Annotated in this window: 14 protein-coding genes; 13 read left to right on the top strand and 1 reads right to left on the bottom strand. The window is 76.8% G+C overall.

The genetic code is table 11. The annotated features are described in order from the left end of the window. Positions 1–105: 105 nt before the first annotated feature. The 7 genes from ABZ861_RS04360 (at position 106) to cobI (ending at position 11,174) form a co-directional block, all read left to right on the top strand. A complete protein-coding gene (locus tag ABZ861_RS04360) occupies positions 106–1,083 on the top strand; it encodes a cobalamin biosynthesis protein (protein ID WP_361623431.1) in 978 nt (325 codons plus the stop codon). Beyond that, complete coding sequence (locus tag ABZ861_RS04355; RefSeq protein ID WP_361623428.1) at positions 1,080–2,603, top strand: cobyric acid synthase; 1,524 nt, start codon at positions 1,080–1,082, stop codon at positions 2,601–2,603. The genes ABZ861_RS04360 and ABZ861_RS04355 overlap by 4 nt, the downstream gene beginning before the upstream one ends. Beyond that, complete coding sequence (cobN, locus tag ABZ861_RS04350; RefSeq protein ID WP_361623425.1) at positions 2,600–6,265, top strand: cobaltochelatase subunit CobN; 3,666 nt, start codon at positions 2,600–2,602, stop codon at positions 6,263–6,265. Before ABZ861_RS04355 ends, cobN begins: the two co-directional genes overlap by 4 nt. 88 nt (positions 6,266–6,353) lie before the next feature. Next, a complete protein-coding gene (locus tag ABZ861_RS04345) occupies positions 6,354–8,387 on the top strand; it encodes a putative cobaltochelatase (protein ID WP_361623422.1) in 2,034 nt (677 codons plus the stop codon). Then, positions 8,387–8,986, top strand: coding sequence for a cob(I)yrinic acid a,c-diamide adenosyltransferase (cobO, locus tag ABZ861_RS04340; RefSeq protein WP_361623420.1), 600 nt, complete (start codon positions 8,387–8,389; stop codon positions 8,984–8,986). The genes ABZ861_RS04345 and cobO overlap by 1 nt, the downstream gene beginning before the upstream one ends. Next, entirely contained in the window at positions 8,980–10,446 is a 1,467-nt protein-coding gene (locus ABZ861_RS04335; RefSeq protein ID WP_361623418.1) for a cobyrinate a,c-diamide synthase, read from the top strand. The genes cobO and ABZ861_RS04335 overlap by 7 nt, the downstream gene beginning before the upstream one ends. Further along, on the top strand, positions 10,443–11,174 hold the full coding sequence (gene cobI, locus ABZ861_RS04330) for a precorrin-2 C(20)-methyltransferase (RefSeq protein ID WP_361623416.1): 732 nt from the start codon (positions 10,443–10,445) through the stop codon (positions 11,172–11,174). The genes ABZ861_RS04335 and cobI overlap by 4 nt, the downstream gene beginning before the upstream one ends. A 179-nt stretch (positions 11,175–11,353) precedes the next feature. Here the strand turns inward: cobI and ABZ861_RS04325 are convergent, their stop codons facing one another. Continuing rightward, positions 11,354–12,085, bottom strand: coding sequence for a ZIP family metal transporter (locus ABZ861_RS04325; RefSeq protein WP_361623413.1), 732 nt, complete (start codon positions 12,083–12,085; stop codon positions 11,354–11,356). Between the two features lie 95 nt (positions 12,086–12,180). Between ABZ861_RS04325 and cobM the strand changes: the two genes are divergently transcribed. The 6 genes from cobM to cobC are packed head-to-tail and all read left to right on the top strand — an operon-like array spanning position 12,181 to position 18,786. Next, positions 12,181–12,999: a precorrin-4 C(11)-methyltransferase gene (gene cobM / locus ABZ861_RS04320; RefSeq protein ID WP_361623410.1), complete on the top strand. Its 819-nt coding sequence runs from the start codon at positions 12,181–12,183 to the stop codon at positions 12,997–12,999. Continuing rightward, a complete protein-coding gene (gene cbiE, locus ABZ861_RS04315; protein WP_361623407.1) occupies positions 12,996–14,261 on the top strand; it encodes a precorrin-6y C5,15-methyltransferase (decarboxylating) subunit CbiE in 1,266 nt (421 codons plus the stop codon). The genes cobM and cbiE overlap by 4 nt, the downstream gene beginning before the upstream one ends. Then, positions 14,258–16,159: a precorrin-3B C(17)-methyltransferase gene (cobJ, locus tag ABZ861_RS04310; RefSeq protein ID WP_361623404.1), complete on the top strand. Its 1,902-nt coding sequence runs from the start codon at positions 14,258–14,260 to the stop codon at positions 16,157–16,159. The genes cbiE and cobJ overlap by 4 nt, the downstream gene beginning before the upstream one ends. Continuing rightward, positions 16,156–16,743 (top strand): precorrin-8X methylmutase, encoded by a 588-nt coding sequence (locus ABZ861_RS04305; RefSeq protein ID WP_361623401.1) that lies wholly within the window; start codon positions 16,156–16,158, stop codon positions 16,741–16,743. Before cobJ ends, ABZ861_RS04305 begins: the two co-directional genes overlap by 4 nt. Continuing rightward, positions 16,740–17,678 carry a sirohydrochlorin chelatase gene (locus ABZ861_RS04300; RefSeq protein WP_361623398.1) on the top strand — a complete coding sequence of 313 codons (939 nt, stop codon included), beginning with the start codon at positions 16,740–16,742 and terminating at the stop codon, positions 17,676–17,678. Before ABZ861_RS04305 ends, ABZ861_RS04300 begins: the two co-directional genes overlap by 4 nt. After that, positions 17,668–18,786, top strand: a complete 1,119-nt coding sequence (cobC, locus tag ABZ861_RS04295) for an Rv2231c family pyridoxal phosphate-dependent protein CobC (RefSeq protein WP_361623395.1) — start codon at positions 17,668–17,670, stop codon at positions 18,784–18,786. The genes ABZ861_RS04300 and cobC overlap by 11 nt, the downstream gene beginning before the upstream one ends. The last annotated feature ends 30 nt before the right edge of the window (positions 18,787–18,816 follow it).

Genomic DNA, 18,816 nt, shown 5'->3' with positions numbered 1-18,816 from the left:
TCGACCCAGGGCGTGGACACCCTGAGTGAGGACCTATCGCCATGCGCGGCTGCCGACCCAGGTGCACCCACGACGCTCTGACTGACCGTCACACCGGCTGACCCCGTGGGTGCCGATCGCGACTTCGCGTACGGCGCCGCCGCCGGCCTCCTGAGCGACCTGTTCCTCGGCGACCCTCGCCGCGGGCATCCGGTCGCCGCGTTCGGGCGGGCCGCGGGCGCCGTGGAACACGTGCTGTGGCGGGACCACCGCGGCTGGGGCGCGCTCCACGCGGCCGTCTGCGCCGGAGGCGCCGCCGCGCTGGGCGCCGCCGCCGCGCGCGCCGTCCGCCGCTCCCCCGCCGCCCGCGCCGCCCTGACCGCCGCAGTCACCTGGTCCGCGGTCGGCGGGACCTCCCTCGCCCGCGAGGCGCGTGCCGTCGCCCGAGCGCTGGAGGCCGGGGACGTGGCGGGGGCCAGGGCGCGGCTGCCGCACCTGTGCGGGCGCGACCCGCAGGCTCTGGACGCCGACAGGATCGCCCGCGCGGTCGTGGAGTCGGTCGCCGAGAACACCTCCGACGCGGTGGTGGGCGCCCTGGTCTGGGGCGCCGCCGCCGGTGTGCCGGGACTCGCGGGGTTCCGGGCCGTCAACACCCTGGACGCCATGGTCGGGCACCGCTCCGCCCGCTACCGGCGCTACGGCTGGGCCTCGGCGCGTCTGGACGACCTGGCCGGCTGGCCCGGGGCGCGGCTCACCGCCGTGCTGGCCGCCGCGGCCGGCCCCGATCCGCGCGGCGCGCTGCGCGCCTGGCGGGCCGACGCCGCCGCGCACCCGAGCCCCAACGCCGGCCCGGTCGAAGCCTCGTTCGCCGGAGCGCTCGGGGTGCGGCTGGGCGGCACGCTGTCGTACGGGGGGCGGGTAGAGCACCGGCCGGTGCTCAACTCCTCCGGGCGGCCGGTGCGGGCGGCCGACGTCGAGCGGGCGGTGCGGCTCTCCCGGCGGGTGAGCTGGCTCGCGCTCGGCGTCTGCGTCGCGGGCAGGGCACTCGTAGGCCGGACGCGCCGCGCGGGCCGGACCGGCCGGGCGAAGGGGTGCGGCTCATGAGCGGCGGTCTGCTGGTCGCGGGCACGACCTCCGACGCCGGGAAGAGCGTCGTCACCGCCGGGATCTGCCGGTGGCTGGTGCGCCAGGGCGTCAAGGTCGCGCCGTTCAAGGCGCAGAACATGTCGCTGAACTCGTTCGTCACGCGCGAGGGCGCCGAGATCGGACGGGCGCAGGCCATGCAGGCCCAGGCGTGCCGGATCGAGCCGACCGCGCTGATGAACCCGGTGCTGCTCAAGCCGGGCGGCGAGCAGAGCAGCCAGGTGGTCCTGCTGGGCCGCCCGGTGGGCGAGCTGAGCGCGCGCGGCTACCACGGCGGGCGGCAGCGGAAGCTGCTCGGCACCGTCCTGGACTGCCTCGCCGCACTGCGGGACAGCCACGACGCGGTGATCTGCGAGGGGGCGGGGAGCCCGGCGGAGATCAACCTGCGCCGGACCGACATCGTCAACATGAGCGTCGCGCGCGGGGCGCGGCTGCCGGTGCTCGTCGTGGGCGACATCGACCGCGGCGGCGTCTTCGCCTCCTTCTTCGGCACCGTCGCCCTGCTGTCGCCCGAGGACCAGGAGCTGGTCGCCGGGTTCCTGGTGAACAAGTTCCGGGGGGACGTCTCCCTGCTGGAACCCGGGCTCGACATGCTGCGCGGACTCACCGGCCGGCGGTCCTACGGCGTGCTGCCGTTCCAGGGCGGCCTGGGCATCGACGAGGAGGACGGGATGGGCCTCTCCTCGGGCCGGGCGTTCGCGCACGGCGCGGGCCGCCAGGGGTCCGTCCCGCCGCCGGACGGGCAGGACGTGCTGCGGGTCGCCGTCTGCGCGGTCCCGCTGACGTCGAACTTCACCGACCTGGACGCGCTGGCCGCCGAGCCAGGCGTCGTCGTGCGGTTCGCGGACCGGCCCGAGGAACTGGCCGACGCCGACCTCGTCGTGGTCCCCGGCACCCGGGGCACCGTCCGGGCGCTGGACTGGCTGCACGAGCGGGGGCTCGCGGCGGCGCTGCGGCGGCGGGCCGCCGAGGGGCGGCCGGTGCTCGGCGTCTGCGGCGGCTTCCAGCTCCTGGGCGAGCGCATCGAGGACGACGTGGAGAGCCGGCGCGGGCAGGTCGACGGGCTCGGCCTGCTGCCGGTGCGCGTCCGCTTCGCGCGGGAGAAGACCCTCGGCAGGCCGGTCGGCGAGGCGCTGGGCGAGCGCGTCGAGGGCTACGAGATCCACCACGGGGTCGCCGAGGTGACCGGCGGGGAGCCCTTCCTGGACGGCTGCCGGGTCGGCGGCGTGTGGGGCACGCACTGGCACGGCTCGCTGGAGTCGGACGCCTTCCGGCGGGCCTTCCTGCGCGAGGTGGCCGCCGCCGCGGGCCGCCGGTTCACGCCCGCGCCGGGCACCTCCTTCGCCGCGCTGCGCGAGGAGCAGTTGGACCGGCTCGGCGACCTGATCGAACAGCACGCGGACACGGACGCGCTGTGGCGGCTCATTGAGTCGGGCGCGCCGCGAGGACTGCCTTTCCTTCCACCGGGAGCACCCGCATGAGCACAGTGTTGTTGTTGTCGACCGCCGACACCGATCTGCTGGCGGCCCGCGCCTGCGGCGGCGCCTACCGGATCGGCAACCCGGCCCGGGTGGACGTCGCCGGCGAGCTGCCCGCGCTGCTCGACGGCGCCGACGTCGCCGTCGTCCGGCTGCTCGGCGGCAAGCGGGCCTGGGAGGACGGGCTCGCCGCGCTGAAGGCGTCCGGCGTGCCGACGGTGCTGCTGGGCGGCGAGAGCGTGCCGGACGCGGAGCTGATGGCCGAGTCGTCCGTGCCGGCCGGCGTGGTGGCCGAGGCGCTGCGCTACCTGGTCGAGGGCGGCCCCGGCAACCTCGCCGAACTCGCCCGGTTCCTGTCCGACACGGTGCTGCTGACCGGCGAGGGCTTCGAGGAGCCGCGCCGTATGCCGGAGTTCGGCGTGCACGGGGAGCGGGCGTTCGCGGACGGCCGCCCGACCGTCGGCGTGCTCTTCTACCGCGCCCACGAGCTGAGCGGCAACACGGCCTTCGTGGACGTCCTGTGCGACGCGATCGAGGCCCGGGGCGCCAACGCGCTGCCGGTGTACTGCGGTTCGCTGCGCGGCGCCGATCCGGAGCTGTACGCGATCCTGGGCCGGGCCGACGCGCTGGTGGCCACCGTCCTGGCGGCCGGGGGCACGCACGCCTCGCAGGCGTCGGCGGGCGGCGACGAGGAGGCGTGGGACGTCGGGGCGCTGGCCGAGCTGGACGTCCCGGTCCTCCAGGGGCTGTGCCTGACCTCCTCGCGGGCCGCCTGGGACGCCTCCGACGCCGCCCTGTCCCCCATGGACGCGGCGATGCAGGTCGCCATCCCCGAGTTCGACGGCCGTCTGATCACCGTCCCGTTCTCCTTCAAGGAGCAGGGCCCCGACGACGTGCCGGTGTACGTCGCCGACCCCGGGCGGGCCGCGCGGGTCGCCGGGATCGCCGTACGGCACGCGCGGTTGAGGCACAAGGCCGCCGCGGACAAGAGGGTCGCGCTGGTCTTCACCGCGTACCCGACCAAGCACGCGCGGGTGGGCAACGCGGTCGGCCTGGACACTCCCGCCTCCGCGGTGCGGGTGCTGGACGCGCTGCGCGGCGCCGGGTACGCGGTGACCGGCTACCCGGACGACGGCGACGCGCTGATCCACCGGCTGATCGAGGCCGGCGGGCACGACGTGGAGTGGCTGACGGAGGATCAGCTCGCCGCCGCGCCCGCCCGGGTGCCGCTGGCCGACTACCGGGCGTGGTTCGAGCGGCTGGACCCGGGGCTGCGGGAGGCGATGACCGAGGCGTGGGGCGAGCCGCCGGGCTCGCTGTACGTCGACGGCGACGACATCGTGCTCGCCTCCCTCCAGTTCGGCAACGCGGTGGTGATGATCCAGCCGCCGCGCGGCTTCGGCGAGAACCCGATCGCGATCTACCACGACCCCGCCATGCCGCCCTCGCACCACTACATGGCGGCCTACCGGTGGCTGGAGACCGCGGCCGCGGAAGGGGGCTTCGGCGCCGACGCGATCGTGCACATGGGCAAGCACGGCACGATGGAGTGGCTGCCGGGCAAGGGCCTGGGCCTGAGCGGCGGCTGCGCCCCGGACGCGGTCCTCGGCGACCTCCCCCTGGTCTACCCGTTCATCGTCAACGACCCCGGCGAGGGCACCCAGGCCAAGCGGCGCGGGCACGCCACCGTCGTCGACCACCTGGTGCCGCCGATGGCCCGCGCGGACACCTACGGCGACCTGGCCAAGCTGGAGCAGCTCCTCGACGAGTACGCGCTCGTCTCCGACCTGGACCCGGTGAAGGCGCCGGCGGTGCGGGCGCAGATCTGGACGCTGGTCAAGGCGGCCGAGCTGCACCACGACCTGCACGTGGACGAGCAGCCGGGCGACGAGGCGTTCGACGAGTTCGTCCTGCACGTCGACGGCTATCTGTGCGAGATCAAGGACGTGCAGATCCGCGACGGCCTGCACATCCTGGGCGGCGGCCCGGTCGGCGGAGCGCGCGTGAACCTGGTCCTCGCGGTGCTCCGGGCGGCGCAGGTGTGGGGCGGGCAGGCGAACGCCCTGCCGGGCCTGCGGGCCTCGCTGGCGGCCCATTTCGGGCTGGTGGAGAAGGAGTTGCTGGCCGAGCCGGGCGCCCCGGTGAAGCTTCCGGCGGAGCTGACGGACCTGGTGGACGGCCCGGCGCGGACCGGCGCCGACGCGATCGACCTGCTGGAGCGGCTCTGCCGGCGGATCGCCGAGGCGATGGAGGAGCGCGGCTGGGCGGCCGCCGGATGCGCGCCGCTGGTCCGCGAGGCGGTCGGCGCCGAACCGCCCGAGGCGGTGGCCGTGCTGGAGTTCGCGTGCACCGAGGTCGTGCCGCGGCTGGCCCGGACGACGGACGAGATCGGGCATATCCTGCGGGCGCTGAACGGCGGTTACGTGCCCGCCGGACCGTCCGGCTCGCCCACCCGCGGTCTGGTCAACGTGCTGCCGACCGGCCGGAATTTCTACTCGGTCGACCCCAAGGCCATCCCGTCCAGGCTGAGTTGGGAGGTCGGGCAGTCGCTGGCCGACTCGCTGGTGGCCCGCTACCTCCAGGACACCGGCGGCTACCCGGAGTCCGTCGGCCTGACGGTGTGGGGCACCTCCGCGATGCGCACCCAGGGCGACGACATCGCCGAGATCCTGGCGCTGCTGGGCTGCCGCCCGGTGTGGGACGACGCCTCGCGCCGGGTGACCGGCTTCGCGGTGGTCCCGCTGGAGGAGCTGGACCGGCCGCGCATCGATGTGACCGTCCGCATCTCGGGCTTCTTCCGCGACGCGTTCCCGCACGTGGTGGGGCTGATCGACGACGCGGTGCGGGCTGTCGCGGAGCTGGACGAGCCCGCCGAGCGGAACTTCGTGCGCGCCCACGCCGACGAGGACACCGCCGAGCACGGCGACCGGCGGCGGGCCACCGCCCGCGTCTTCGGCTCCAAGCCGGGGGCCTACGGCGCGGGCCTGCTGCCGCTGATCGACGCCCGCAACTGGCGCTCCGACGCCGACCTCGCCGAGGTGTACGCGGTGTGGGGCGGCTACGCCTACGGGCGCGGCCTGGACGGGCGCGCCGCGCGCGGCGACATGGAGACGGCGTTCCGGCGGATCGCGGTGGCCGCGAAGAACGTCGACACCCGCGAGCACGACATCCACGACGCGGACGACTACTTCCAGTACCACGGCGGCATGGTCGCCATGGTGCGGCACCTGACCGGCGCCAACCCCGAGGCGTACGTGGGCGACTCGGCAGTCCCCGACCAGGTGCGCACGCGCACGCTGGGCGAGGAGACGCACCGCGTCTTCCGGGCCCGGGTGGTCAACCCGCGCTGGATGGCCGCGATGCGCCGGCACGGCTACAAGGGCGCCTTCGAGATGGCCGCGACCGTGGACTACCTGTTCGGCTACGACGCCACGGCGGGCGTGGTGGACGACTGGATGTACGAGAAGCTCGCCGCCGAGTACGTCTTCTCGCCGGAGAACCGGGACTTCATGAAGAAGTCCAACCCGTGGGCGCTGCGCGGCGTCACCGAGCGCCTGCTGGAGGCCGCGGACCGGGGGCTGTGGGCGGCGCCGGACGCGGACACCCTGGAGAGGCTCCGGGCGACCTACCTCGCGCTCGAAGGCGATCTGGAGGGGGACGCGTGAGCTTCAACGGCCTCCCCGAACCCTCCGGCGCCGTCCGGCGCTCCCCGGGCCCCGTCCCGCGACAGCCACTCGAAGGAGTGATCGAGGCATGAGCGCGCCCTATCCCTTCACGGCCGTGGTCGGCCAGGACGACCTGCGGCTCGCGCTGCTGCTGAACGCCGTGTCGCCCGCCGTCGGCGGGGTGCTGGTCCGCGGCGAGAAGGGCACCGCGAAGAGCACCGCCGTGCGCGCCCTGTCGGCGCTGCTGCCCGAAGTGCCCGTCGTCCCCGGCTGCCGGTTCTCCTGCGACCCGGCGGCGCCCGACCCCGGCTGCCCGGACGGGCCGCACGAGCCGGGCGCGGGCGGCGCCCGCCCGGCCCGCATGGTCGAGCTGCCCGTCGGCGCCTCCGAGGACCGGCTGGTCGGCGCCCTGGACATCGAGCGGGCGCTCGCGGAGGGCGTCAAGGCGTTCGAGCCGGGCCTGCTGGCCGACGCGCACCGGGGCGTCCTCTACGTCGACGAGGTCAACCTGCTGCACGACCACCTGGTCGATCTGCTGCTGGACGCCGCCGCGATGGGCGCCTCGTACGTCGAGCGCGAGGGCGTCTCCGTGCGGCACGCGGCGCGCTTCCTGCTCGTCGGCACCATGAACCCCGAGGAGGGCGAGCTGCGGCCGCAGCTCCTGGACCGGTTCGGCCTGACCGTCGAGGTCGCCGCCTCCCGCGAGCCCGAGCACCGGGTGGAGGTCGTACGGCGCAGGCTCGCCTACGACGACGACCCGGCCGCCTTCACGGCGCGCTGGGCGGACGAGGAGGCCGCCGTACGGCGACGCATCGCGGCGGCCCGGGAGTCGCTGCCGTCCGTGCGGCTCGGGGACGCGGCGCTGCGGCAGATCGCGGCGACCTGCGCGGCGTTCGAGGTGGACGGCATGCGGGCCGACATCGTGATGGCGCGCACCGCGACCGCGCTGGCCGCGTGGGCCGGGCGGACCGAGGTGCTGGCCGAGGACGTGCGGCGGGCGGCGCTGCTCGCGCTGCCGCACCGCAGGCGGCGCAACCCCTTCGACGCGCCGGGCCTGGACGAGGACAGGCTCGACGAGACCCTGGAGCAGTCCGCCGGGCAGGACGACGAGGACCCCGGCCCCGACCGCGATCCCGGCCGCGATCCTGACGACGGCCCGGACGGGCCGAGCGGAGGCGGCGGGCAGCCGGCCCCGGACGGGGGACCCGGAGGCGGTGACGCCGCCGCCCGCCCCGAGGCCGGGGAGGACGGCGAGCCGCGTCCCGCCGGCGGCGGAGGGGGCGAGCAGGCGCCGACACGGGCCGCGGCGCCGTTCCGCACGAAGGTGCTGAGCGTGCCCGGACTCGGGGACGGCGCGGCCGGGCGGCGCTCGCGCGCCCGCACCGAGCACGGCCGCACCACCGGCTCGCGCCGCCCCCGGGGGACGCTGACGAAGCTGCACCTGGCGGCGACCGTCCGGGCCGCCGCGCCGCACCAGCGGGCACGGGGCCGGTCGGGGCCGGGCCTCGTGCTACGGGGCGACGATCTGCGCCAGGCCACCCGCGAGGGCCGCGAGTCCAACCTCGTCCTCTTCGTCGTGGACGCCTCCGGGTCGATGGCGGCGCGGCAGCGGATGAGCGCCGTGAAGGGCGCCGTGCTGTCGCTGCTGCTGGACGCCTACCAGCGGCGCGACAAGGTGGGGCTGGTGACCTTCCGGGGCTCGGCGGCCGAGGTGGCGCTGCCGCCGACCTCGTCGGTGGACGCGGCGGCGGCCCGCCTGGAGTCGCTGCCCACGGGCGGCCGCACCCCGCTGGCCGCGGGGCTGCTGCGGGCGCACGAGGTGCTGCGGGTGGAACGGCTGCGCGATCCCGCGCGGCGCCCGCTGCTGGTGGTGGTGACGGACGGCCGGGCGACCGGCGGCCCTGAACCGGTGGCGCAGGCGGGGCGGGCGGCGCGGCTGTTCGCGGCCGACGGGACCGCCTCGGCGGTGGTGGACTGCGAGACGGGTCCGGTGCGGCTGGGGCTGGCCGGGCGCCTCGCGGACGAGCTGGGCGGCGCGGCGGTCACGCTGGACGAGCTGCGGGCCGACTCGCTCGCCGGGCTGGTCAGGGACGTGCGCGGGACGACGAGGAGGGCCGCCTGATGCCGCAGGGACAGCCGGACAGCGTGCCCGACGACGGTCTGACGACCCGTCAGCGGCGCAACCGGCCTCTGGTCGTGGTGCACACCGGCGCCGGGAAGGGCAAGTCCACCGCCGCCTTCGGACTGGCGCTGCGCGCCTGGAACCAGGGCTGGCCGATCGGGGTGTTCCAGTTCGTGAAGTCCGCCAAGTGGCGGGTCGGCGAGGAGCGGGCGCTGCGGGTGCTCGGCGACTCCGGCGAGGGCGGCGCCGTGACCTGGCACAAGATGGGCGAGGGCTGGTCCTGGGTGCAGCGGGACGCGCAGACGGACAACGAGGCCAAGGCCCGCGAGGGCTGGGAGCAGGTCAAGCGGGACCTGGCCGCCGAGACGTACCGGCTGTACGTGCTCGACGAGTTCGCGTACCCGATGCACTGGGGCTGGATCGACGCCGACGAGGTCGTGCGGACGCTGCGCGACCGGCCGGGGACCCAGCACGTGGTGATCACCGGGCGGAACGCCCCGGCGCCGCTGATCGCCGCCGCCGACCTGGTCACCGACATGACGAAGGTCAAGCATCCGATGGACGCCGGGCAGAAGGGCCAGAGGGGCGTCGAGTGGTGACCGCGGTCCCCCGGCTGGTCGTCGCCGCGCCCGCGTCGGGCAGCGGCAAGACCACCGTCGCCACCGGCCTGATGGCCGCCCTGGCCGGGCGGGGGCTCGCCGTGTCCCCGCACAAGGTCGGGCCGGACTACATCGACCCCGGCTACCACGCGCTGGCCACCGGCCGCACGGGACGCAACCTGGACGCCTACCTGTGCGGGCCCGCCCTGATCGCGCCGCTGTTCCTGCACGGGGCGCGCGGGTGCGACATCGCCGTCGTCGAAGGCGTGATGGGGCTGTTCGACGGGGCCGCCGGGGAGGGCGAGCTGGCGTCCACGGCGCAGGCGGCGAAGCTGCTGCGGGCGCCGGTGGTGCTGGTGGTGGACGCCTCGGCGCAGTCCCGGTCGGCGGCGGCCCTCGTGCACGGGTTCGCGACCTGGGACCCGCAGGTGCGCATCGGGGGCGTGATCCTGAACAAGGTGGCCTCCGACCGGCACGAGGCGCTGCTGCGCGAGGCGCTGGAGTCGACGGGGATCCCGGTGCTGGGCGTGCTGCGGCGGGCGCCGCAGATCGGCGTGCCGTCGCGGCACCTGGGCCTGGTGCCGGTCGCCGAGCGGCGGGCGGCGGCCGTGGAGGCGGTCGCGGAGATGGCGGCGCGCGTGGAGGCCGGCTGTGACGTCCCGGCGCTGGCAGCCCTGGCGCGCGGCGCCGGACCGCTGCCGGACCCGGCCTGGGACCCGGCGACGGCGCTGGCCGCCGCGGCGCCGCGGCCCGCGCCCGCCCCGGCGCCGGGCGCTCACGCCAGTGCCGGTGCCCATGCCCATGCCGGTGCCGGTGCACGCGCCCGTGCCCGTGCCCGCGCGCCGAGGATCGCCGTCGCCGGGGGGTCCGCGTTCACCTTCTCCTACGCGGAGCACGCCGAGCTGCTGGCCGCCGCCGGCGCCGAGGTCGTCCCCTTCGATCCGCTGCGGGACGAGCGGCTGCCCGAGGGCACGGCCGGGCTGGTCGTCGGCGGCGGGTTCCCCGAGGTCTACGCCGCCGAGCTGTCCGCCAACGAGCCGTTGCGCGCGGCCGTCGGCGCCCTCGCGGCCGCCGGCGCCCCGGTCGCCGCCGAGTGCGCCGGGCTGCTGTACCTGTGCCGGGAGCTGGACGGCAGGCCGATGTGCGCCGTGCTGGACGCCTCCGCGCGGATGACGCCGCGGCTGACGCTGGGCTACCGGGACGCCGTGGCGGTGGGCGACAGCGTGCTCGCGGGCGCCGGGGAGCGGATGCGGGGCCACGAGTTCCACCGGACGGCCGTCGAGCCGGGCGCGGGAACGGGGCCGCCGCTTCGGACCGCGCCCGCCTGGGGCGTGCGCGGTCCCGAGCGGCGCCTTGAGGGATTCGTACAGGGCAACGTGCACGCGAGTTTCCTGCACACCCACTGGGCCGGCGCGCCCGGTGCCGCCGGTCGGTTCGTGGAGAGGTGCCAGACGTCATGAGCAGCAGGCTGATCGGGGTGGGGGTCGGTCCGGGCGATCCGGAGCTGGTCACCGTCAAGGGCGTCGACGCGCTGCGCGCGGCCGACGTCGTCGTGGTGCCGGTGATGGACGGCGGGGAGCGCGGGCGCGCGGAGGCGACCGTGCTGCACTACGTGCCCGCCGAGAAGGTCGTCCGGGTGGTGTTCGCGCTGAACGAGCGCGCGGACCGGGCCCGGCGCGAGGCCGCGTGGGACGCCGCGGGCCGCCGGGTCGCCGCCCTGCTGAGCGCGCACCGCGCCGTGGCCTTCGCCACCATCGGCGACCCCAACGTCTACTCGACGTTCACGTACCTCGCGCAGACCGTCGCCGGGCTGGCGCCCGAGACCGTGGTGGAGACCGTGCCCGGCATCACCGCGATGCAGGACCTGGCGGCGCGCTCGGGGGCGGTGCTCGCCGAGGGGACGGAACCGCTGGTGCTGGTCCCGGTCACCGCCGGGGCCGGGGTGCTCAAGGACGCGCTGAACGGGCCGGGGACGGTCGTCGCCTACAAGTTCGGGCGGCAGGCGCGGGAGGTGGTCGAGGCGCTGCGCGACAGCGGGCGACTGCGGGACGCGGTGTGGGGGTCGGCGCTGGGGCTGGCGGAGGAGTCGATCCGGCCCGCCGCCGAGCTGGACGGGACGGCGCAGCCGTACCTGTCGACCCTGATCGCGCCCGCGCCGCGCGAGGGCGGCCGGGGCGGCAAGCTGTGAGCCGCCGCACGGCGCCTAGCGCTCGCCGCACAGCGGCCGACGGCTGGGCAGCGGTTGGCACCCGGACGGCGGCCGACGGCCAGGCGGTGGTCGGCACCCGGACGGCGGTCGGCGCCCGCACGACGCCCGGCGCCCGGACAGCGGTCGGCGCCCACACGGCGCCCGGCGCCTGGGCGGGCTCAGACCGCCAGCCCCACCACCAGCCAGACGAACAGCACACCGGCGACCGTGAACAGCAGCGTCGAGCGGGCCGGGTGCTCGTGGTGGGCCTCGGGCAGGATCTCGGCCGCGGCGAGGTACAGCAGCACGCCGCCGAACAGGCCGAGATAGCCGCCGAGGAACCATTCCGGGATGGCGACGTACGCGGTCGAGGCCGCGCCCACGACCGGCGCCAGCGCGTCCGCCACCAGCATCGCCACCGCCTTGCGCCGGGCGTTGCCGTAGAGGCTGGTGAGGGTGAAGGTGTTGAAGCCGTCCGCGAAGTCGTGGGCGATGACGGCGAGCGCGACCGCCGTCCCCATGCCGCCGCCCACCTGGAAGGCCGCGCCGATGGCCACGCCGTCCATGGCGCTGTGGCCGACCATCGCGGCCGCCGCGGTCAGGCCCACCTCGGGCGCGCGGTGCCGGTCGTGCTCGTCGCCGCCGTGCGCGGCCTGCCGGGCGGCGAGCAGCCGTTCCACCAGATGGGCGAGGAGGAAGCCGCCCACGAACAGCAGCAGGGCCGCCGGCACGCCGAACACCTCGCGGCCCGCCGAGCGCAGCGCCTCGGGCAGCAGGTCCAGGCCGACCACGCCCAGCATGAGGCCGCCGGCCAGTCCGAGGACCAGATGGCGGCGGTCGGTCACCCGCTGCGCCGTCCAGCCGCCGGCCAGCGTCATCAGGAACGCGCCGAGCGCGACAAAGACCGCCATGTGCCCTTGCTATCCGATCAACCCCTCTTCGCGCACATCCGGCCACCGTTCCACCCCCGCACATCGTGACATTCCGTACGAGAGGACCCGACCCCATGGCCGATGCCCCCGCCGGCAAGGTGACCTTCGTCGGCGCCGGCCCCGGCGCCGCCGACCTGCTGACGTTCCGCGCCGCGCGCGCCATCGCCGAGGCCGACGTCGTGATCTGGGCGGCCAGCCTGGTGCAGGCCGAGATCCTGGAGCACGCCCGCGCGGACGCGGAGATCCTGGACTCGGCCGCCCTGTCCCTGGAGGACGTCGTCGCCGTCTACGAGCGGGCCCGCGCCCAAGGGCTGCGGGTGGCCCGCGTCCACTCCGGCGACCCGGCCCTGTGGGGCGGCACCCAGGAGCAGCTCGACCGGTGCGCGGCGCTGGGCGTCGAGACGGAGGTGGTGCCCGGGGTGTCCGCGTTCTCCGCCGTCGCCGCGCTCGCGCGGCGCGAGCTGACCGTCCCGGAGGTCGCGCAGTCGGTGGTGCTGACCCGGCTCGGCGGCGGCAAGACGCCGATGCCGCCGGGCGAGGAGCTGCGCGCGTTCGCCCGGCACGGCGCCACCATGGCGATCTTCCTGTCGGCGGCTCGCAGCGGGCAGGTGGTGCGCGAGCTGCTGGAGGGCGGCTACCCGACGTCCACGCCGGTCGTCGTCGCCTACCAGGCGACCTGGCCCGAGGAGCTGATCGTGCGCTGCACGGTGGGCACGCTGGAGGAGACGGTCAAGGAGCACAAGCTCTGGAAGCACACGCTGTTCCTGGTGGGCCCGGCGCTCGACGCGCACGGCACGCGCTCGCACCTCTACCACCCCGGCCACTTCCACGGCTACCGCAAGGCCGACCCGGAGGCCCGCAAGGCCCTGCGCGCGCGAGGTGCGCGCACGTGATCACGGTGGTCGGCACGGGCACGGGAGCGGCGTACGACGCGGCGGCGGTGGCGGACGCCGCGCTGGTCGTGGGCGGACGGCGTCACCTGGAGGCGGCCCGGCTGCCCGAGACCGCCGAGCGGATCGTGCTGGGGCCGCTGGCGCCCGCCCTGGACGCCCTCGCGCGGTGCCTGGCCGAGGAGCGGCGGGCCGTCGTGCTGGCCTCGGGCGACCCGGGGTTCTTCGGGATCGTGCGGGCGCTGTCCGAGCGGTTCGGGCCGCAGCGGCTGGACGTCCGGCCGGGCGTCTCCTCCGTCGCCGCCGCCTTCGCCCGGGTCGGGCTGCCCTGGGACGACGCCGTGGTGGTCAGCGCGCACGGGAGGGCGCTGCGGACGGCCGTCAACGTCTGCCGGGCCCGGCCGAAGGTCGCCGTGCTGACCGGCCCCGGCGCCGGTCCCGCCGAACTGGGCGCGGCCCTGGCCGGCGCCTCCGGCGACCGGGTGCTGGTCGTCGCCTCCGCGCTGGGGGCGCCCGGAGGGGAGCGCGTGGAACGGGTCACGCCCGCCGAGGCCGCCGCCCGCGACTGGGGCACGGCGGTGAACGTGGTGCTGTGCCTGGACCCGGCGCGGGCGCTGGGCGCCATGCGGACGGCAGCCGGGCCCCCGGCGGGGCCGGCGGGCTGGGCGCTGGCGGAGGACGCGTTCGCGCACCGCGACTCGATGATCACCAAGTTCGAGGTGCGGGCGCTGGCCCTGGCCCGGCTCGGTCCGCGGCTGGGCGACCTGGTGTGGGACGTGGGCGCCGGGTCCGGGTCGGTGGCCGTGGAGTGCGCGCGGCTCGGCGCGGCGGTCGTCGCGGTCGAGAAGACGCCGGACGGCGCCGACCGCGTCCGCGCCAACGCCGCCGCGCACGGCGTCGACGTGACGGTGGTGCGGGGCACGGCGCCCGGCGCGCTGGCCGGCCTCGGCGACGACCCGGACGCGGTGTTCGTCGGCGGCGGCGGCCGCGACCTGCCCGCCGTCGTGGACGCCTGCGCGCGGCGGGCCCGGCGGGCCGTGGTCGTCGCCGTCGCGGCGCTGGACCGGGTTCCGCGGGTGCGCCGGGCGCTCAGCGCGGCCGGTCTCGCCTGCGACGGCGTGCTGCTCCAGTCGTCCCGGCTCGCCCCGCTGCCCGGGGACGTGACCCGGCTCGCGGCGGCCAATCCCGTTTTCCTGCTGTGGGGCGTGCGGCCCCCGGCGACCAGAGAAGCCAGAGAAGTCAGATACGAAGGAGTCGACCAGTGATCGGCCTCATCTCCGCCACCGCGGCGGGCGCGGCGGCGCGGGACCGGCTGGCGGCCGCGTGGCCGGAGCGGACCCGGGTGTACGACGGGCCCGTCGGCGACGCCGTGCGGGCCGCCTTCGCCGAGTGCGAGCGGCTGGTGTGCTTCCTGGCCACCGGGGCGGTGGTCCGGCTGATCGCGCCGCTGCTGGACGACAAGGCGTCCGATCCGGGCGTGGTGTGCGTGGACGAGGGCGGCCGGTACGCGGTGGCGCTGGCCGGCGGGCACGGCGGCGGGGCCAACGCGCTCGCCCGCGAGGTCGGCGCCCTGCTCGGCGCGGAGCCGGTGGTGACGACGGCGACGGACGCCGTGGGGATGGCCGGCCTCGACACGCTCGGGCTGCCGGTGGAGGGGGACGTGGCCGGGGTGTCCCGGGCGCTGCTTGACGGCGATCCGGTGGCCCTCGCCGCCGACGTGCCGTGGCCGCTGCCCGCGCTGCCGGTCGCGGCGCCGGGGACCGCGGCGGCGTACACGGTCCGGGTGACCGATCGGGCTGCGGCGCCGGGCCAGGGGGAGGTGATCCTGCGGCCGCCGTCGCTGGTCGCCGGGGTCGGCGCCTCCCGGGGCGCGCCGGCGGCGGAGGTGCTGGGGCTGGTCGAGGAGGCGCTGCGGGAGGCCGGGCTGTCCGCGCGCAGTCTCGCCGCGCTCGCCACCGTCGACGCCAAGGCCGGGGAGCCCGGCGTCGTCGAGGCGGCGGCGCGGCTGGGCGTCCCCCTGGTGACCTATTCCGCCCGGGAGCTGGCGGCCGTCGAGACGCCCCATCCCTCGCAGGCGCCGCTCGACGCGGTGGGCACCCCGTCGGTCGCCGAGGCCGCCGCGCTCGTCGGAGGCGGCGACCTGCTCGTGCCCAAGCGGAAGTCGCGGCGGGCGGACGGCCGCCCCGCGATGGCCACCTGCGCGGTCGTCCGGCGGCCCGCACGCGGGCGGCTCGCGCTCGTCGGACTCGGGCCGGGCGCCCGGGACCTGCTGACCCCGCGCGCCCGCGCCGAACTGCGCCGCGCCTCCGTGCTGGTGGGGCTCGACCAGTACGTCGACCAGATCCGCGACCTGCTGCGCCCCGGCGTCCGGATCCTGGAGTCCGGCCTCGGCGCCGAAGAGGAGCGGGCCCGCACGGCCGTCGCCGAGGCCCGGCGGGGACACGCGGTCGCCCTGATCGGCAGCGGGGACGCCGGGGTGTACGCCATGGCCTCCCCCGCGCTCGCCGAGGCGTCGGACGACATCGACGTGGTCGGCGTGCCCGGCGTCACGGCGGCGCTCGCGGCCGGGGCGCTGCTCGGCGCGCCGCTCGGCCACGACCACGTGTCGATCAGCCTCTCCGACCTGCACACGCCGTGGGAGGTCATCGAGCGGCGGGTGCGGGCGGCGGCCGACGCCGATCTGGTCGTGACGTTCTACAACCCCCGTTCCCGGGGCCGGGACTGGCAGCTCCCCAAGGCGCTGGGCGTCCTCGCCGGGCGCCGGGCGCCCGCGACGCCGGTCGGCGTGGTGCGCAACGCCTCGCGGCCCGACGAGTCCAGCCTGCTGACCACGCTGGCCGCCCTGGACCCGGAGACGGTCGACATGATGACGGTCGTGACCGTCGGCAACACCGCCACCCGCGAGGTCGCCGGCCGCATGGTCACACCACGCGGCTACCGCTGGCAGGACGGCCGCACGGGCGCCGCGGGGGACGAGCGGACGGCCGCCGTAGGGGGCGAGCGCACAGGCGCCGTAGGGGGACGCCCTCCCGCCGTACGGGACGAGCGCACAGGCGCCGCAGGGGGCGAACGCCGTCCCGCCATACGGGACGCGCACACGGGCCCCCTAGGGGGCGAGCCCACGGCCGCCGGGCGGGACGAGCGGCGGGAGGGCGCGCGATGAGGCGAGTGGTCCATCCCATCGAGGAGGAGTCCTTCCGGCGGCTGCGGGCTCGCCTGGACACCTCCCGGCTGGCCCCGCTGACCCGGGCGGTGGTGGAGCGCGTGATCCACTCCAGCGCCGACCTCGGCTACGCCGACGACCTCGTCCTGGCCGAGGAGGAGCTGATCCAGGCGCACGCGGCGCTGCACGCCGGGGCGCCGGTGGTCGCGGACGTGGAGATGGTGGCCGCCGGGATCACCCGGCGCGAGACCGTCTGCCGCCTGCGCGAGGCCCGCTCCGGTCCGGGTCTGACGCGTTCGGCGCACGCCGTCCGGCTCGCCTACGAGCAGGTGGGCCCCGGCGCTCTGTGGGTGATCGGGTGCGCGCCGACCGCCCTGGAGGAACTGCTCGTCCTGGACGCCTCCCCCGCGCTCGTCATCGGGCTGCCCGTCGGGTTCGTCGGCGCGGCCGAGTCCAAGGCGGCGCTGCGGGAGAGCGGGCTGCCCGCCGTGAGCAACGTGTCCGAGAAGGGCGGCTCGGCTGTCGCCGCCGCCGCGCTCAACGCCCTGCTGTACCACCCCACTTCATCCGAGGAGCACCTGTGACCAGCCCGACGCCGCCCGCCCTGCTCATCGCCGGCCACGGCACCCGGGACGATGCCGGAGCCGAGGCGTTCCGCGCCTTCGTCCGGGAGGTGGGACGCCGCCGCCCGGACCTGACGGTGGCCGGCGGGTTCATCGAGCTGTCGCCGCCGCCGCTGGGCGAGGCGGTGGCCGAGTTGGTGGAACGCGGGGTGCGCCGGTTCGCGGCGGTGCCGCTGATGCTGGTCTCCGCCGGGCACGCCAAGGGGGACATACCGGCGGCGCTGGCCCGCGAGAAGGAGCGGCGCCCGGGTCTGACATACGCCTACGGTCGTCCGCTCGGCCCGCATCCCGCGCTGCTGCGGGTGCTGGAGCGGCGGCTGGACGAGGCGCTGGAGGGCGCGGACGGGGACCGGTCGGAGGTGACCGTGCTGCTGGTCGGGCGCGGCTCGACGGACCCGGACGCCAACGCCGAGGTGTTCCGGGCGGCGCGGCTGCTGTGGGAGGGGCGCGGCTACGCGGGCGTGGAGACCGCGTTCGTGTCGCTGGCGGCGCCGGACGTGCCCAGCGGCCTGGAGCGATGCGCGCGGCTCGGCGCGCGGCGGATCGTCGTGCTGCCGTACTTCCTGTTCACCGGCGTGCTGCCGGACCGGGTGCGGCGGCAGACCGAGGAGTGGGCCGCCGCGCACCCTGAGACGGAGGTGCGCTCGGCGGACGTGATCGGGCCGGCGCCGGAACTGCTGGACCTGGTGCTGGAGCGGTACCGGGAGGCGGTCGAGGGCGATCTGCGCATGAACTGCGACACCTGCGTCTACCGCGTCGCGCTGCCCGGCTTTGAGGACAAGGTGGGGCAGCCGCAGCAGCCGCACTTCCATCCGGACGACGACGGCGCCCACGACGGCGCCCATGGGCATGGGGGCCACTCCCACGGCGGCCCCGCCCACGCGCATGCGCACTGAGGACGCCGCGCCCGCGCCCGGCGGCCGTGACCTGAGCCGCCACGGCCACGATCTGCGCCACCACGGCGACGCGGAGGTACGGGACGACGGCTCAGCGCTGGTCGACCTGGCCGTGAACGTCCGCGCGGGCGCCCCGCCCGCCTGGCTGCGGGAGCGGATCGCCGACTCGCTGGGCTCGCTCGCGGCCTACCCCGACGGACGGGCCGCGCGGGCGGCGGTGGCCGCGCGGCACGGGCTGCCGGTGGAGCGGGTGCTGCTGACGGCCGGGGCGGCGGAGGCGTTCGTGCTGCTGGCGCGGGCGCTGGAGGTCCGCCGACCGGTCGTGGTGCATCCGCAGTTCACGGAGCCGGAGGCAGCGCTGCGGGCGGCGGGGCACGACGTCGGGCGGGTGCTGCTGCGGGCGGAGGACGGCTTCCGGCTCGATCCGGCGGCCGTCCCCGAGGACGCGGACCTGGTGGTGGTCGGCAACCCGACGAATCCGACCTCCGTGCTGCATCCGGCCGGCGCCCTCGCCGCGCTCGCCCGGCCCGGACGGGTGCTGGTCGTGGACGAGGCGTTCATGGACGCGGCGCCGGGCGAACGGCAGGCGCTGGCCGGGCGGACGGACGTGCCCGGACTCGTGGTGCTGCGCAGCCTGACCAAGACCTGGGGGCTGGCCGGGCTGCGGATCGGCTACGCGCTGGCCGACCGGGCGACGATCGCCGCGCTGTCCCGGGCGCAGCCGCTGTGGCCGGTGTCCGCCCCGGCGCTGGCCGCCGCGGCGGCGTGCGTGGAACCGCGGGCGCTGGCGGAGGCCGAGGCGGCCGCCCGGCAGACCGCGGCGGACCGCTCCCACCTGGTCGCCGGACTCGCCGCGCTCGCCGCGCTCGCCGCACACGGAGTACACGCGACCGGCCCGGCCGCCGCTCCCTTCGTCCTGGTCCGGATCCCCGGCGCGGCGAGGGTGCGGCGCCGACTGCGGGAGCTGGGCTACGCGGTACGCCGCGGCGACACGTTCCCGGGCCTGGACGAGGAGTGGCTGCGAGTGGCGGTCCGGTCCCGCGAGGTGACGGACGGGTTCCTGGAGGCGCTGGGGGACGTACTAGGGGCCGCGGGGCGGTGCCCTTAAGTCTCGACGGCCCTCACCCGCCCAGGCGAC

The organism is Streptomyces sp. NPDC046985 (genome assembly GCF_040644415.1).
GTDB lineage: Bacteria > Actinomycetota > Actinomycetes > Streptomycetales > Streptomycetaceae > Streptomyces.
This window is presented reverse-complemented; position numbering and strand designations above follow the sequence as displayed.

Bases quoted from the DNA above. Each gene is read 5' to 3' on its own strand.
- ABZ861_RS04355 (WP_361623428.1), top strand. From the start codon at position 1,080: ATGAGCGGCGGTCTGCTGGTCGCGGGCACGACCTCCGACGCCGGGAAG.
- cobN (WP_361623425.1), top strand. From the start codon at position 2,600: ATGAGCACAGTGTTGTTGTTGTCGACCGCCGACACCGATCTGCTGGCG.
- ABZ861_RS04345 (WP_361623422.1), top strand. From the start codon at position 6,354: ATGAGCGCGCCCTATCCCTTCACGGCCGTGGTCGGCCAGGACGACCTG.
- cobO (WP_361623420.1), top strand. From the start codon at position 8,387: ATGCCGCAGGGACAGCCGGACAGCGTGCCCGACGACGGTCTGACGACC.
- cobI (WP_361623416.1), top strand. From the start codon at position 10,443: ATGAGCAGCAGGCTGATCGGGGTGGGGGTCGGTCCGGGCGATCCGGAG.
- ABZ861_RS04325 (WP_361623413.1), bottom strand. From the start codon at position 12,085: ATGGCGGTCTTTGTCGCGCTCGGCGCGTTCCTGATGACGCTGGCCGGC.
- cobM (WP_361623410.1), top strand. From the start codon at position 12,181: ATGGCCGATGCCCCCGCCGGCAAGGTGACCTTCGTCGGCGCCGGCCCC.
- ABZ861_RS04305 (WP_361623401.1), top strand. From the start codon at position 16,156: ATGAGGCGAGTGGTCCATCCCATCGAGGAGGAGTCCTTCCGGCGGCTG.
- cobC (WP_361623395.1), top strand. From the start codon at position 17,668: ATGCGCACTGAGGACGCCGCGCCCGCGCCCGGCGGCCGTGACCTGAGC.